Source organism: Nonomuraea aridisoli (assembly GCF_003236395.1).
In the GTDB taxonomy this organism is placed as follows: Bacteria; Actinomycetota; Actinomycetes; order Streptosporangiales; family Streptosporangiaceae; genus Nonomuraea; species Nonomuraea aridisoli.
Map to the genome: position 1 here is coordinate 1 of NZ_POUD01000264.1, position 13334 is coordinate 13334.

General features: G+C 73.1%; 12 protein-coding genes. 6 read left to right on the forward strand and 6 right to left on the reverse strand.

Annotated features, from left to right (window positions below; all coding sequences use genetic code 11):
* Positions 1-687 (reverse strand): serine/threonine-protein kinase (locus tag C1J01_RS38875; protein ID WP_220040317.1); only part of this gene is annotated, 687 nt, incomplete at its 3' end.
* A gap of 141 nt (positions 688-828) precedes the next feature.
* On the opposite strand from C1J01_RS38875, the gene C1J01_RS38880 reads away from it, so the two are divergent.
* Positions 829-1209 (forward strand): hypothetical protein, encoded by a 381-nt coding sequence (locus C1J01_RS38880; RefSeq protein ID WP_111183959.1) that lies wholly within the window; start codon positions 829-831, stop codon positions 1207-1209.
* On the opposite strand, the gene C1J01_RS38885 is transcribed toward C1J01_RS38880, so the two are convergent.
* The 3 genes from C1J01_RS38885 to C1J01_RS38895 all read right to left on the reverse strand — a co-directional run bounded on the left by C1J01_RS38885 (position 1210) and on the right by C1J01_RS38895 (position 4860).
* Positions 1210-3345, reverse strand: a complete 2136-nt coding sequence (locus tag C1J01_RS38885) for a SpoIIE family protein phosphatase (protein WP_235854951.1) — start codon at positions 3343-3345, stop codon at positions 1210-1212.
* Positions 3346-3433: 88 nt separating this feature from the next.
* On the reverse strand, positions 3434-4351 hold the full coding sequence (locus C1J01_RS38890) for a phosphotransferase (RefSeq protein WP_111183960.1): 918 nt from the start codon (positions 4349-4351) through the stop codon (positions 3434-3436).
* Complete coding sequence (locus C1J01_RS38895; RefSeq protein WP_111183961.1) at positions 4348-4860, reverse strand: TetR/AcrR family transcriptional regulator; 513 nt, start codon at positions 4858-4860, stop codon at positions 4348-4350. Before C1J01_RS38895 ends, C1J01_RS38890 begins: the two co-directional genes overlap by 4 nt.
* A 135-nt stretch (positions 4861-4995) precedes the next feature.
* Here C1J01_RS38895 and C1J01_RS38900 point away from each other — a divergent pair, with 135 nt between their 5' ends.
* Positions 4996-6153, forward strand: a complete 1158-nt coding sequence (locus C1J01_RS38900) for an SGNH/GDSL hydrolase family protein (protein WP_111183962.1) — start codon at positions 4996-4998, stop codon at positions 6151-6153.
* 108 nt (positions 6154-6261) lie between these two features.
* Positions 6262-7632, forward strand: a complete 1371-nt coding sequence (locus tag C1J01_RS38905) for a xylan 1,4-beta-xylosidase (protein ID WP_220040318.1) — start codon at positions 6262-6264, stop codon at positions 7630-7632.
* On the opposite strand, the gene C1J01_RS38910 is transcribed toward C1J01_RS38905, so the two are convergent.
* Positions 7613-8260 carry a TetR/AcrR family transcriptional regulator gene (locus C1J01_RS38910; RefSeq protein WP_111183963.1) on the reverse strand — a complete coding sequence of 216 codons (648 nt, stop codon included), beginning with the start codon at positions 8258-8260 and terminating at the stop codon, positions 7613-7615. The genes C1J01_RS38905 and C1J01_RS38910 overlap by 20 nt on opposite strands.
* A gap of 79 nt (positions 8261-8339) precedes the next feature.
* On the opposite strand from C1J01_RS38910, the gene C1J01_RS38915 reads away from it, so the two are divergent.
* From C1J01_RS38915 to C1J01_RS38925, 3 genes are all read left to right on the forward strand, one after another.
* On the forward strand, positions 8340-8777 hold the full coding sequence (locus C1J01_RS38915) for a nuclear transport factor 2 family protein (RefSeq protein WP_181449211.1): 438 nt from the start codon (positions 8340-8342) through the stop codon (positions 8775-8777).
* A 135-nt stretch (positions 8778-8912) separates the two neighbouring features.
* Positions 8913-9887: a sporulation protein gene (locus C1J01_RS38920; RefSeq protein WP_111183964.1), complete on the forward strand. Its 975-nt coding sequence runs from the start codon at positions 8913-8915 to the stop codon at positions 9885-9887.
* Between the two features lie 164 nt (positions 9888-10051).
* Positions 10052-12175: an alpha/beta hydrolase-fold protein gene (locus tag C1J01_RS38925; RefSeq protein WP_111183965.1), complete on the forward strand. Its 2124-nt coding sequence runs from the start codon at positions 10052-10054 to the stop codon at positions 12173-12175.
* Here the strand turns inward: C1J01_RS38925 and C1J01_RS38930 are convergent.
* A partial coding sequence (locus C1J01_RS38930) for an Nramp family divalent metal transporter (protein ID WP_111183969.1) occupies positions 12172-13334 on the reverse strand: 1163 nt, incomplete at its 5' end. The two genes, C1J01_RS38925 and C1J01_RS38930, sit on opposite strands and share 4 nt — an antisense overlap.

Consider the following 13334-nt stretch of genomic DNA (forward strand, 5'->3'; position numbering starts at 1 on the left):
GTGCGGGGCGTCGGTTCGGTGGGGCGGGTGGCCGGTGAGGAGGGCGTAGACGGTGGCGCCCAGGGAGAAGACGTCGGACTTCGGACAAGGTTGGCCGCGTACGACTTCCGGAGCGGCGTAGTCGGGGGTGTAGCTGACGGCGCCGTTCGGGGGGATCGTGTCGGAACCGCCCACCCGGTACGCGGCCCCGAAGTCGGTCAGCTTCGCCGTGCCGTCGCCGGTGACGACGATGTTGCCCGGCTTGATGTCGCAGTGGACGATGCCCTCGGCGTGCAGGGCGGCCAGCGCGCCCGCGATCTGGGCGCCGATCCGGGCCGTCATGACAGGAGGCATCGCCGGGCGCCCCTCCAGGCTTCCGCCCGGCGCGTGCTCCATGACCAGCCACGACGGGCCGCCGCGCGGCCGGCCCGAGCGTACGGCGTGGTAGAGCGTGACCACGTGCGGATGACTGAGGCGGGCCAGGGCCCGGGCCTCGGCCCACGCCCGGTCGGCGTCGGCCGCGTCACGAGGGACGAGCAGCTTGAGCACGACCTCACGGTCGAGCTCCACGTCACGCGCCAGCCACACCTCCCCCGACCAGCCCCGCGCGAGGCTGCTCACCAGCCGGTAACGCCCGTCCACGGTCATGCCCGGGCGTACCGTGACTCCCTTCGCCTGTGGGTCGGAACGCAGTTGCAGGAAGCGCACCACCCGAATGTATCCAGTGACAGATCGGTCACGCAGCGTTTCCGCGGGACCGGTCCCCAGGCCGCGTACGCAGACTGGGCGGGGCCGGCACCACGAAGGCCGGCACCACGAATACCGAAGCCACCAGAGCTAAGGAGGACCATGCCTCGCACCATCGCCGCCGCAATCGCGCTGGCCGCGTCCGTCGCCGTCATCCCCGTCGCCGCCCAGCCGGCCGTCGCGAAACCCGCCGCAGTGCAGCAGGCCGCAGCGAAGAAGGCCGCCGTGAAGGCGTGTTACGACGGGCGGTGCAGGCTCACCCTCACCAAGCGGGTGGCGTTCCCGGTCGATCCGCGGTTCGGCATCACCAGGCTGACCGTCGACTTCACCGCCGACATCGTCCGGGTCACCGGCAGCGGCGCCCGCGCGATGTCGCGGACGCAGATCGGCAAGGGCGGGTCCGGGTCGGTCAACGGCATCGGCGTACGCGTGGAGTCGTTGTCGGCGAGCAAGGCGGTCGTCGTCCTGACGCCCAAGCGCTGATCAGGCGGGGGCCTCGCGCAGGAGGAGCACCGCGATGTCGTCCGAGCGTTTGTCCAGCGTGGCCGGCTCGATGAGCGAGTCGGCCAGCTCGGGCAGGGACAGGGCGCAGGAGGGTTTGAACCGGCGGGCCAGCCGGTCGATGGCCTCGTCCAGCGGCAGCCCCGGCTCCTCGATGAGCCCGTCGGTGTAGAGGGCGAGGACGCCTCCGGGCGGCAGCCGCACGTTCGTGGTGGCGTACTCCGCGTCGGCGTCGACCCCCAGCAGCAGCCCCGGCGAGGTCTCGATGACCTGGGCGGGCCCGCCGGGCACGCCGAGCAGCGGCGGCAGGTGCCCGGCGCTGGCCAGGCAGGCGACGTGCCGGCGCAGGTCGAGGCTGACGTACAGGCAGCTGGTGAAGCGGTCGGGGGCGAGCTCGGTGAGCAGCCGGTTGGTGTGCGCGAGCACCTCGCCGGGGCTGGCCCCGGCGCCGGCGTGCGCGCGGACGGCGGTGCGCACCTGCCCCATCAGCGCGGCGGCCGTCATGTCATGGCCCTGCACGTCGCCGATGACCGCCGCGATCACGCTGTCGTCGAGCCGGATCAGGTCGTAGAAGTCGCCGCCGATGTCCATCCCGGGGGTGGCCGGCACGTACCGGGCGGCCACGTCCAGGCCGGGTACGCGGGGCAGGGTCTGCGGCAGCAGGCTCGACTGCAGGCACTTGGCGAGCTGGTGCTTGGTGTCGTAGAGCCGGGCGCGCTCGAACGCCTGGGCGATGAGCCCGGCGAGCGCGGTGAGCGAGGCCCGGTCCTCGGCGCCGAACGTGTGCGGGTGGTCGTAGCCGAGCACGCACGTGCCGATGGGCCGCCCCGAGGTGACCAGCGGCAGGAACGCCCACGCCTGCATGCTCCCGCGCACCGCGTCGGGATACGCCTGCCGCATCTCCTCCCAGCTGGAGAAGAACCCGGCCTCCCCGCGGCGGATCAGGTCCGCCGAGACGGGCGCGGCCGGGAAGCGGCCTTCGAGCTCGTCGATGACCTCCTGGCTGTAGCCGCGCGAGCCGGTCACCCGCAGCCGGCCGCCCTCGACGGTGATGAGGGCCAGGGCCTGCGCGTCGTACACGGGCATGACGTGGTCGGCGACCAGGTCGACGACGTCCTGGGCGGTCACCGCGCGGGCGAGCGTGGTGGCCAGCTGCAGGGTCTCGTGCACCGCGATCAGCCGCAGCGGCCGGCTCTGGCGGGCGGTGGGGCAGGAGCGCGGCTCACGCGACACCGTTCCGGGGGTGATGCGCAGGGTGATGCCGGACAACCCCGGATACATCCAGAACGACAGCTGCCGGCCCGCCGGGTTGCGGGCGATGAAGTGGGTGACCTGGCTGCCGACGATCGCGGCCCGGTAGCGGTCCTCGTACGCCGGGTCGGACAACCACGGCAGCGCCTCCCACAGCCGCCGGCCGACGAGGTCGCGCGGGTGGCCGAGCAGGTCGACGGCCGGCGCGCTGATCAGGGTCACGCGACCCTGCGTGTCCAGCGAGCAGTAGCCCTCGGGCAGGCGGTTGAAGCTCTCCAGGGCCACCATGTCGGTGCGCGGGTTCCCGCCCGCGGAGGGCGGGAGGAGGATGCGGGGCCGCGGAGCCGGTTTGATCGGCTGCCCGCGCTCGGCCGCGCACCGCAGCACCTCGCCGATCTCGGCGCAGGTCTTGCTGAGGACGTCGAGCTGGCGCGGGGTGGGCTCGGTGAAGCGCCCGGCCGGCCACAGGAGCATGAACCCGCCCCAGGCCGCGTCGCCGACGCAGATGGGGGTCAGCGCGATCGAGAAGTGGTACGGCACCGCCATCGCCGCTCCGGGGAAGGAGCGTGCCAGGTGCTCCCGGTCGGCGATCCAGACCAGCCGCTGCTCGCGTACCGCGGTGGCGATCGGCACGGGGTCCTTCGTCCTGATCAGGGCCCAGGCGTTGGCGATGGGCGCCGGCATGCCGTACACGCTCTCCAGGCGGAGCAGGTCGCCGCCCTCGTCCACCAGGTACGTGGCGCCTATGTGCGCCCCCGCGTCCGTCACTGCGCCGATCAGCAGCTCGTCGAGACGAGACGAGTTGTTCGCCGCGCCGGGGGCCGGGACGCCCTCGTGCCACACGGTCAGGACGTCCCGTTCACGCAAGGTGAGGAGACAAACCACCCATCTCCAGTCATACGGGCAGAATACACGTACAAGTGAAACGAACTGTTTACGAAGGGTAATCGAATGGTCAGGGGGCGGACAGCGGAGGGCGGGCCCGCCACTGGGGGAGCATCGGCTCCAGCATCCCGGCCAGCTCCGGCATCCGCGGCGTGACCGCCAGCGCGGCCACCACCTGCAGCAGCCTGGCCCCTTCCATGAAGTCCAGCACCGCGGCGTCCGGCCGCCGGCCGCCGGCCCGTACGTACGCCTCGATCACCTGCGGGCCCGATCCGGCGAGATCCCACTCCGCGGTGGCGAGCGTCACGTCCTCGAAGTCCGAGAACAGGAACCCCTGCCCGGTCCGCAGCACGTTGTAGTGCGGCGCGTCGCCGTGCACGGCCTGGACGCGGGCCCCGGGGAACGCGCCCGCCAGGTCGGCGGCCACGGCCTCGGCCACGGCGCACTCGTGTTCCACCCGGTCGAGGTCGGACGGGGTGAGCGGTCCCGGCCGCAAGCGCAGCGCGGCCAGGGCCCGCCGCGCGGCCGGCACCACCGGGGCCAGCACCGTCAGCTCGCCGGGATAGCCGGCCATCGCCCGGTGCAGCCCGGCCACCCAGCCGGCCTGCTCGGTGAAGCGCGCCTCCAGCGACTCCGGGGGAGCGGCGGCCATGGGGTCGCGCTCGTCGGCGTACTGCCAGAAGGTCAGCGAGGCGTCCTCGCACGTGACGGGCTCGGGCGGCACCAGCGGGCTGGGCGGCACGACAGGGGTGCCGCGCCCGGCCAGCCAGCTCACCACGGCCAGCTCGCGGCGCTGCCGTTCGGACTGCTCCTCGGGCGAGTCGACGGTCAGGCTCGGCACGCGCGCCACCACCGGGTCGGGTGCGAGGTGCACGAGCACGTTGAACACGTCGTGCAGGACGCGCGGCTCGTCGGCGCGCAGCCCGAGCCGCCGCCCGGCGGTCACCGCCAGCCGCACGGCCCGGCGCGCGCGCTCGGACCCGGTCACAGGGCCTCCGGCCGGGCGCCGGGCAGGCCGAGCGCGCGGTCGAAGAGCAGGTGCAGGTGCGCGCGGAACCGCCGCAGCTGCTCGGGGTCGGTCACGCCGGCCGTCTCCTCGATCAGTGGCTGCATGTGGCGTGACTCTACGTCCCGGATGTCGCCGGCGTCCGCCGGCCAGCGGTGCATCCAGAGCGCGGGCACCTCCGGATGCTCCACGCACACGTCGACGTACGCGTCCAGCAGCCGGTGCACCGCCTCCGCCCGCCGTTCGGGCGGTGCGTCCCGCAATGCGGCGGCCAGGGGCCGCATGGTCTCCGAGATCAGCCGGTGGCAGTGGCCCATGATCTCGAGATAGATGCCGTGTTTGTCCGGGAAGTGCGCGCTGACCTGTGACGGGTCCAGCCCGGCCGCCTCGGCGATGTGCGCCATGGACGTGCCGTCATAGCTGAGGGCGGAGAAGAGCCTGGTCGCCGCCCGCAGGATCGACTCCCTGCCGGCGTCTTCTGGAGACCCCATGAACGCGACCCTAGGCGCACGGGACCGGCAGACGTACGCGATGATCGCCGACCGCCGGTAAAAGCCACGCCCGGTGGTGGTTCGGAGTGAAGCATCCGGTACGGTGCCGGTGATCTGCGACGTCGGGAGGCATCCATGGGCTGGGTCACCACCTGGACCGCGGCTCCCCAGCCCACCGAACCCGGTGACATGCCGCCCCCGCCGTACGCCGGGCAGGGCCGGGTCCCGGCCGGCGTCACGCTGCGCCAGACCCTGCGGATCACGGCCGGCGGGCCCAGGATCAGGCTGCGGCTGTCGAACGCGTTCGGCCGCGCGCCGCTGCCCGTCACCCGCGCGGCCGTGGCGCTGCCGCGCGGCGGGGCGGCCGGGGTGAGCGGGATCGTGCCGGAGTCCTCGCGGCCGGTGACGTTCTCCGGGCGGGGCTCGGCGGTCGTGCCCAAGGGGGCGCACGTCGTGTCCGACCCGCTGGACTTCGAGGCGGCCCCGGGCTCGGTGCTGACCGTGAGCGTGCACCTCGCCGAGGGGCTCGCCTCCCGCGGGCTCACCTCGCACCCCGGCTCCAGGACCACCTCCCACCTGGCCGCCGGCGACCTGGTCGAGGCCGCCGGCCTGCCCGGCGCGACCGCCGTCGACCACTGGTACCTGCTCAGCGGCGTCGAGGTGGCGGCCGGGCCGGGCACGGCCACGATCGCCGTGCTGGGCGACTCCCTGACCGACGGCAGAGGGTCCACCACCAACGGCAACGACCGCTGGCCGGACCGGCTCTTCGACCGGCTGCCGCCCGGTCTCGCCGTCGCCAACCAGGGCATCGGCGGCAACCGGGTGCTCGCCGACGGCCTCGGCCCCAGCGCGCTCGCCCGGCTCGACCGCGACGTGCTCGCGCAGAGCGGCGTGCGCCGCCTCGTCGTCTTCGAGGGCGTGAACGACCTCGGCACCGCGGAGCCGGACGCCCAGCCGCGCGTCGCCGCCGAGCTCGCCGCCGCCTACGAGCAGATCGTCGTGCGCGCCCGAGCCCGCGACCTGCTCGTGTACGGCGCCACCCTCACCCCCTTCGGCGGCCACGAGTACGACGACCCCGGAGGGCGCCGCGAGGCCGCCCGCCAGGAGGTCAACGCCTGGGTCCGCACCGCGGGCCGGTTCGACGCCGTGATCGACTTCGACCGCGCCGTGCGCGACCCGGCGGACCCCCGGCGGCTGCTGCCCGCCTACGACGAGGGTGACCACCTGCACCTGAGCCCGGCGGGCTACCGCGCGCTGGCCGAGGCCGTCCCGCTGGAGCTGTTCCGGCAGTGACGCACACCACGTAACGATTGGCTGTGAAACCAGGCCGCTGACGTGCCCGTATTCGTCTACCCATGGAACGCTACGTGCGGCATCGACGCGATGAAGGGGGAGAACCGGGTGTCATCAAAGATCGGGGGATCGCTGTGGCGGCGGCTCGGACGGCTGACCGCCACGGTGGCGGGGATCACTGCCACGGCGCTGACCGTGGCGAGCTGCGGGCCGGCCGCGCAGGAGACTCCGCCGCCGCAGCCGACGTCCGCGGCGCAGGGGGAGCAGGGCGGCCCGACGCCCGCGCCGCCCAAGGTGGAGGCCGGATGGCCGCGCTGGGGGTTCACCCACACGGGCGTCAGCGCCAACAACGTCACCCCGCGCTTCGAGCAGATCGTGGCGGACTCGCTCGCCCGTACGCCGATGCTGCAGAACCAGCACATCATGGGCTTCGGCGCGCTCAACCCCGAGCCGTACCCGGGGCGGTTCTACTGGGAGGACCTCGACAGCCGGCTCACCCTCATGAAGCGGTCGGGCGCCACGCCGGTCATCACGCTGTGCTGCGCACCCGACTGGATGAAGGGCGGCCCCCAGGGCCCCACGACGGACTCCGCCTGGGACGAGCACCTGGAGGACGCCCCCTACCCTGAGCACTTCGACGATTTCGCCCGGCTGGCCGCCGAGGTCGCCAAGCGCTACGACGACGTCAAGTACTTCATGGTGTGGAACGAGTTCAAGGGCTTCTGGCCCAACCACTCCAAGCCTGCCGACTACAAGGGCTACACCGAGATGTACAACAAGGTCTACGACGCGGTGAAGCAGGTCAGGCCGGACGCCCAGATCGGCGGCCCGTACATCGGGTTCGACAGCAACCGCACCGGGAGGTCGGAGCTGCGCGGCGACTGGGGGGTCGTCAACCAGAACGTTCTCGACGCCTTCGACTACTGGTACGAGAACAAGAAGGGCGCCGACTTCATCGTCGTCGACGGCGCCTCGCCCACCGACGCCCACCAGCTGCTGCCGGACGAGTTCGGCGCGCTGAGCAAGTTCGCCGACGTCACCGAGTGGTTGCGGAAGAAGACCGGCGACATGCCGATCTGGTGGTCGGAGTGGTACTTCCAGCCCGAGGACGGCACCGAGTGGGCCGAGCCCAAGCGCCTGGCCGTGCAGGCCGCCTCGATGATCGAGTTCGCCCGCAGCGGCGCCGCCACCGCGCTCTACTGGAACCCGCAGGACAAGGACGGCCCCTGCCAGGGCTGCCTGTGGGACCCGCGGACGGGGGCCGAGACGCCGACCGGGCAGCTCGTCGCCGAGTTCACGAAGTGGTTCCCCGCCGGGGTGAGGCTCGACCCGGTGACGTCGTCCGACCCGAAGGTGCGGGTGCTCGCGCAGCCGGAGCGGCTCCTGCTGGTCAACACCGGCGACGGCGCGGTCACCACGACCGTGGACGGCCAGGAGCTCACCCTGGAGCCGTACGAGATCAGGTGGAGCGGGCGCTGATCCCGTCGACGCCCGCCAGCCGGTCGAAGGCCGCCTCGACGGCCGCCGGCAGCTCCTGCGGACGGTCGCCCGTGATCGTCCTGGCCGCGTGGTAGGCGGCGACCGCCACCTCCGCGGCCAGGGCGGCGGTCTCGCGACCGGCCCCCTTGCTCTCCAGCAGCTCCCGTAGCACCTCGGCGTGCCCGCGCTGCTTGATCAGGCTGCGCGCCCGCAGCTCCGGGTGGCTGTCCACGAGGCGTTCGTGCCGGTTGTAGGCGGCGGGGTCGGCGGTCAGCCGCGTGATGTAGGACACCGCGACCGCCCGGGCGAACGCCAGCGCGGCCGGCAGCGAGTCGCCGATCGGGTCGCCGGGCGGGTCGCCGATCGGATCGTCCGCCCGCGGCCCGCCCGCCTCGGCCAGCACCGCCTCGAACGCGCCGCCGTCGGCGAACACCACCTCCTGCTTGTCGCCGAAGTAGCGGAAGAACGTCGCGCGCCCGACCTGGGCCCGCTCGGCGATGTCGGTGACCGTCACCTTCTCGAACCCGCGCTCGTCGAACAGCGCGAGCGCCGCCTCGATGATCGCCTCCCGGGCGAGCCGCTGCTTGCGTTCGCGGAGTGAGCCCCCGGGGGCCTCGCGCCGATCCATGCCCCCGAGTGTATTGAGTTTCCCGCCGGCATTGAGTGATACTGGATCTCACATGATATCAAGTATCGGAGGATGGCTCATGGAGACTCGGCTGGACGGCGTCGCCGCGACGGAGCACCGCACCCGGGCGTTGCTCGGCGCGTTCGAGCGCAAGGATCTCGCGGAGGTCTCGGCGCTGCTCGCCGACGACAGCACGCTGACGCTGCCGATGTCGTTCTCCGGCAGGACGGAGGACGCCGCCCGTTTCACCGGCCGGGAGGAGGTGCTCGGCTACGCCCGCGACGCGTTCACGATCATGGGCAGGATCCGGTTCGCGAACGTGCGGATCAGCGTCGCGGACGGCGGGCGCACGTCGTTCGTCCGCGCCGACGGCGACTTCACCACCGCCGACGGCCGGCCGTACCGCAACGTGTACGTCTACAGCTTCGAGTGGCGCGACGGCCGCATGGTCGACGGCGCCGAGTACGGCAACCCGATCACGTTCAGCACGACGTTCGCGCCGCCCGAGTCCGGGTGAACACCTGTCGATGACCGGGACGGCCGGCCCGCGCGACTGCCAAGCTGGAGCGGCGCCTCACGCCGGAACTCCGCTTCCCGGCCGATCGTTGAGGCGGTCGTCACACTATCGATCTTCGACAGGGAGAACAGAGCCGTGGTCTTCAAACGGATGCTGGGCGCGTTCGGCGTCGGCGCGCCCTCGGTGGACACCGTGCTGTCCACGCCGCGGACCCAGCCGGGCGGCACGCTGGAGGGAGAGGTGCGCCTCAAGGGCGGCGACTTCGACGCCGAGATCGAGCACGTCACGCTCGGTCTGGTGGCCCGGGTGGAGGTCGAGCACGGCGACGGCGAGCACGCCGGCGTCAGCGAGTTCTCCCGCGCGCAGGTCTCCGGCCCCTTCGCGCTGCGCAAGGGCGAGGAGCGCACGCTGACCTTCCGCATCCCCGTGCCGTGGGAGGCCCCGATCAGCGAGATCGGCGGGCAGCCCCTGCGCGGCATGGCGGTGGGCGTGCGCACCGAGCTGGCCATCGCCAAGGCCGTCGACAAGGGTGACCTCGACATGGTTGCGGTGGAGCCGCTGCCGTCGCAGCTGTGCATCCTGGAGGCGTTCCTCGGGCTCGGGTTCGGCTTCAAGTCGGCCGACCTCGAGGCGGGCCGGCTCTACGGCGTCGACCAGTCGCTGCCGTTCTACCAGGAGATCGAGTTCTATCCGACGGGCCGGTACGCCGGGCTGGTGGGCGAGGTCGAGGTCACCTTCGTGGCCGACCCGCACGGGCTCACGGTGGTCCTGGAGGCCGACAAGCGCAGCGGCCGCTACTCCTCCAGCGACGCCGTCGGCCGCTTCCAGGTCAGCCACGACGACGCCCTGCGCACCGACTGGTCCGCCGAGCTCGGCCGCTGGCTCGACGGCCTGTCGCAGTACGCCCACCCGGGCGCCCACTACGGCGGTCACGACGGCTACCACCACGACGGCCACCACGGCGGGCACGGCCACCACGGGGAGCACCACGGCGGCGGCATGGGCGCGATGGCCGCCGGCGTCGCCGCGGGCGTGGTCGGAGGGCTCGTGGCGGGCGAGATCGTCGAGGAGATCTTCGAGGGCGACGAGGAGGACGGCGGCGAGTGGTGACCCACCGCTGAATCCGCCCGGCCGCGACGCTTCGGCGCGCGGCCGGGCGCCGTTTCCGCGCACCCCACTTGATGCCGGGTTGACATCCCCCGGGAACCCCCTGAAACTCTGCCGAAACAACAGGCGCGCGAGGCGCGTACGGTAAACGTTTACAGGAGTGGCAGATGCGCTTACCCCGATGGATCGCCGCCGGCGCGCCGGCCCTGCTGGTGTCACTGTCCCTGCTGAGCGGCCCGCTCACCGGGCCCGCCGAGACGGAGGCGCGGGCGGAGGGCACGATCACCACCGGCTCCGCGCCGTCCCCGGCGCTGGGGGAGGAGATCGCCTACAACGTCTACCTGCCCGCCGGCTACGACCGCGGCGCCGATCGCCACCCCGTGCTCTACCTGCTGCACGGCCGCGGCGACACCATGCAGGCCTGGACGCGGGTCAAGACGGTGCTCGACGACCTGATCGCCGCCGAGCGCGTCCCGCCCGTCATCGCCGTCATGCCGGACGCGCCCTGGAGCGAGCGCGGCAGCTGGTACGTCGACTCCCGCTACGCCGGCGACGACCCGCCGGGCCGCCCGGTGGAGACGGCGCTCACCCGCGACCTGGTGGCGCACGTCGACGCGACGTACCGGACGGCGCCCATCAGGCAGGCCCGGCTGGTCGGCGGGTACTCGATGGGCGGCGCCGGCGCGCTGCGGTTCGCGCTCGCGCACCAGGACCTCTTCGGCGCCGCCGCCGTGCTCAGCCCCGCCGTCTATACGCCGCTGCCGCCGTCGGACTCCTCGGCCCGCGACCACGGCGCCTTCGGCGAGGGCGAGCAGAAGTTCTCGGACGAGGTCTACCGCGACCTCAACTACCCGGCGCTGCTGCCCGAGCTCGACCCCGACCTGCCGGTGCGGCTGTTCGTGGCGGTCGGCGACGACGAGTACGCCAACCCCGACCCGGCCGACGCCCGCCACGATCTCGACTTCGAGTCCGCCGCCCTGTACAACGCCGCCCGCCGCTCGCCCGCGATCTCGGCGCAGCTGCGCGTCCTCGACGGCGGCCACGACTGGACGGTCTGGACGCCCGCCTTCGAGCAGGCCATGGCCGACCTCGGCCCCGGGCTGAGCGTCACCCCCCCGGCCGGGCTGCCCGCCCCGCTGCACGGCACGCCGGCCGCCGACTGGGCGGGCGGCGTCGCCGCCCACGCCGACGGCTCCCTCACCCTCGGGTACGCGGCCGGCGGGCCCGTGGCCGGCCAGGAGCACCGGGGCAGGCTGGACGCCGTGGTCACCCGTACCGGCGGCTGGACCAGGCAGTTCGGCACGGACGCCGACGAACGGCTGTACGGCGTCGCGGCCCTGCCCGACGGAGGCGTGCTGGCGGCCGGGTACACGAAGGGCGACCTCGACGGGAAACACGCGGGCAACGCGGCCGACGACGCGTTCGTGGCCCGGCTCGACGCGGCGGGCGAGATCCGGTGGATCACTCAGTTCGGCGCCCCGGACGCCGCCGACCGCCTCTACGGCCTCACCGCGGCCCCCGACGGCGGCGCGTACGTGACGGGCTACACCAGAGGCGCGCTCGACGGCCCGAACCAGGGCGACAAGGACGCGATCCTCGCCCGCCTCACCCCGGCCGGCGAGCTGTCCTGGATCCGCCAGTACGGCGGCCCCGGCGAGGACAAGGCGTACGGCGTGGCCGTCTCCGGCTCCACCGTCCACGTGACCGGCAGCGCCGCCGCGGCCATACCCGGCACCACCCCGCTCGGCGGCCTGGACGCCTGGATCGCCGCGTACACCGCCGACGGCGCCAGGACGTGGGCCGCCACGGCGGGCGGCGCCGGCGACGACCGCTTCACCGCGGTGGCCGTCACCACGACCGGCCTCGCCGTCGCGACCGGCGCCTCCGACGGCGACGCGCTCACCGTGGCCTACACCGGCCGGGGCAGGCAGCGCTGGACGCACACCTTCGCCACCCCGTCCGCCGACGAGGGCGCCGCCGTGGCCCCGCTGCCGGGCGGCGAGGTCGAGGTCGTGGGCTACACGCGCGGCCTCGCCGGGGTCCAGGCGGGCGGCGCCGACGTGCTGACCCTGCGCCTCGACGCGCGGGGCGGGCAGCGCGCCGCCGCCCAGTTCGGGACCGCCGGGGACGACGCCGTCGACCCGTTCGCCGAGGCCAACCTGTACGCCACGGCCACGCCGTCCGGCCAGGTGGCCCTCACGGGCCTGACCTACGGCGCCGTCGGGGACGCCCCCGGCGGCGGCGACGTCTTTCTGGCCACGGTGGACCCCGCCACCGGCCTGCCCGGCTAGAACGTCACCAGCGGATCGCCGATGAAGTCCGCGATGAAGTTGACGAAGAAGAACCCGAAGAACAGGAAGTTGAGCACGAGGATGACGTAGTGCCAGGGCCTGGGCCGGGCGGGACGCGGCAGCTTGCTGTTCAGGTACATGAGCAGGAACGGATAGATCAGCGCCCCGAGGTTCGACATGTTCGCCGACCACTCGACCAGGCCCACCGGCAGCGACTGGAAGATGATGATCGAGATGATCACCAGCAGCACGATCATGAACGGGTAGTAGAAACGCCGCGGATCGCCCTCGATCAGCCGGCGCAGCCGCGGGCTCGTCGCGTTGGCCGCGTCGGTCGTCACCCGCACCATCGCCTCGAAGATGCCGAGCTGCGTCGAGAACAGCACCAGCACGCCCAGCACCAGCCCGATGTAGAACACCACCGGGCCGTACTCGGCGCCGAGCACGCTCGCCACGAACGTCGGCACGTTCGCCCGGGTCGGCTGCTCGCCGGCCATCTGGACGGCGTGCGCCATGAGGATCGTGGGCAGCAGCATGCCGAGGATGGCGCCGATGAAGAACACGCCCCACATGTCGACCATGAGCAGCCGGTACCACCGCCGCCACAGGCCGCGGTTGCGTTCGTCGTCGGGGAAGGTGACGCCGCTGGCCAGCACGGTGCGCCGGTCGCCGCGCAGGCCGGAGATGTAGCCGACGCGGTGGCCCATGCCGTAGCCCTTGTCGCGGTAGTGGCCCATGACGTACCAGTTCAGGCCGGACGCCAGCGCGGTGAACCCGGCCAGCCCGCCGAGCTGCGTCGCCGTGATCCCTTCCGGCGGCGCCGCCGGGGTGACGAACCCGCGGATGCCCTCCCACCACTGGCTGAACGGCACCACGAGCAGGCAGGTGACGAGCAACGCGATCAGGATGGTGCTGACCATCACCCAGTTGGCGAGCTCCAGCGCGCGGCTGATGCGCCGGGCGCTCGCGGTGATGACGAACACCAGCACCAGCAGGCCGACCGCCCACCAGCGCGGCTCGGCGGCGTCGGCGGCCGGCGGCACACCGTGGACCAGCGCGTACATGCCCTGTCCCGCCGAGGCGGCCCAGCCGCCCGCGATGAACGCGAAGATCACGATGAGCACGGACAGCGGCACCCAGAGCGGCCACCCCTGCGGCA

Bases quoted from the DNA above. Each gene is read 5' to 3' on its own strand.
- C1J01_RS38910 (WP_111183963.1), bottom strand. From the start codon at position 8,260: ATGGATCGGCGCGAGGCCCCCGGGGGCTCACTCCGCGAACGCAAGCAG.
- C1J01_RS38900 (WP_111183962.1), top strand. From the start codon at position 4,996: ATGGGCTGGGTCACCACCTGGACCGCGGCTCCCCAGCCCACCGAACCC.
- C1J01_RS38880 (WP_111183959.1), top strand. From the start codon at position 829: ATGCCTCGCACCATCGCCGCCGCAATCGCGCTGGCCGCGTCCGTCGCC.
- C1J01_RS38925 (WP_111183965.1), top strand. From the start codon at position 10,052: ATGCGCTTACCCCGATGGATCGCCGCCGGCGCGCCGGCCCTGCTGGTG.
- C1J01_RS38915 (WP_181449211.1), top strand. From the start codon at position 8,340: ATGGAGACTCGGCTGGACGGCGTCGCCGCGACGGAGCACCGCACCCGG.
- C1J01_RS38895 (WP_111183961.1), bottom strand. From the start codon at position 4,860: ATGGGGTCTCCAGAAGACGCCGGCAGGGAGTCGATCCTGCGGGCGGCG.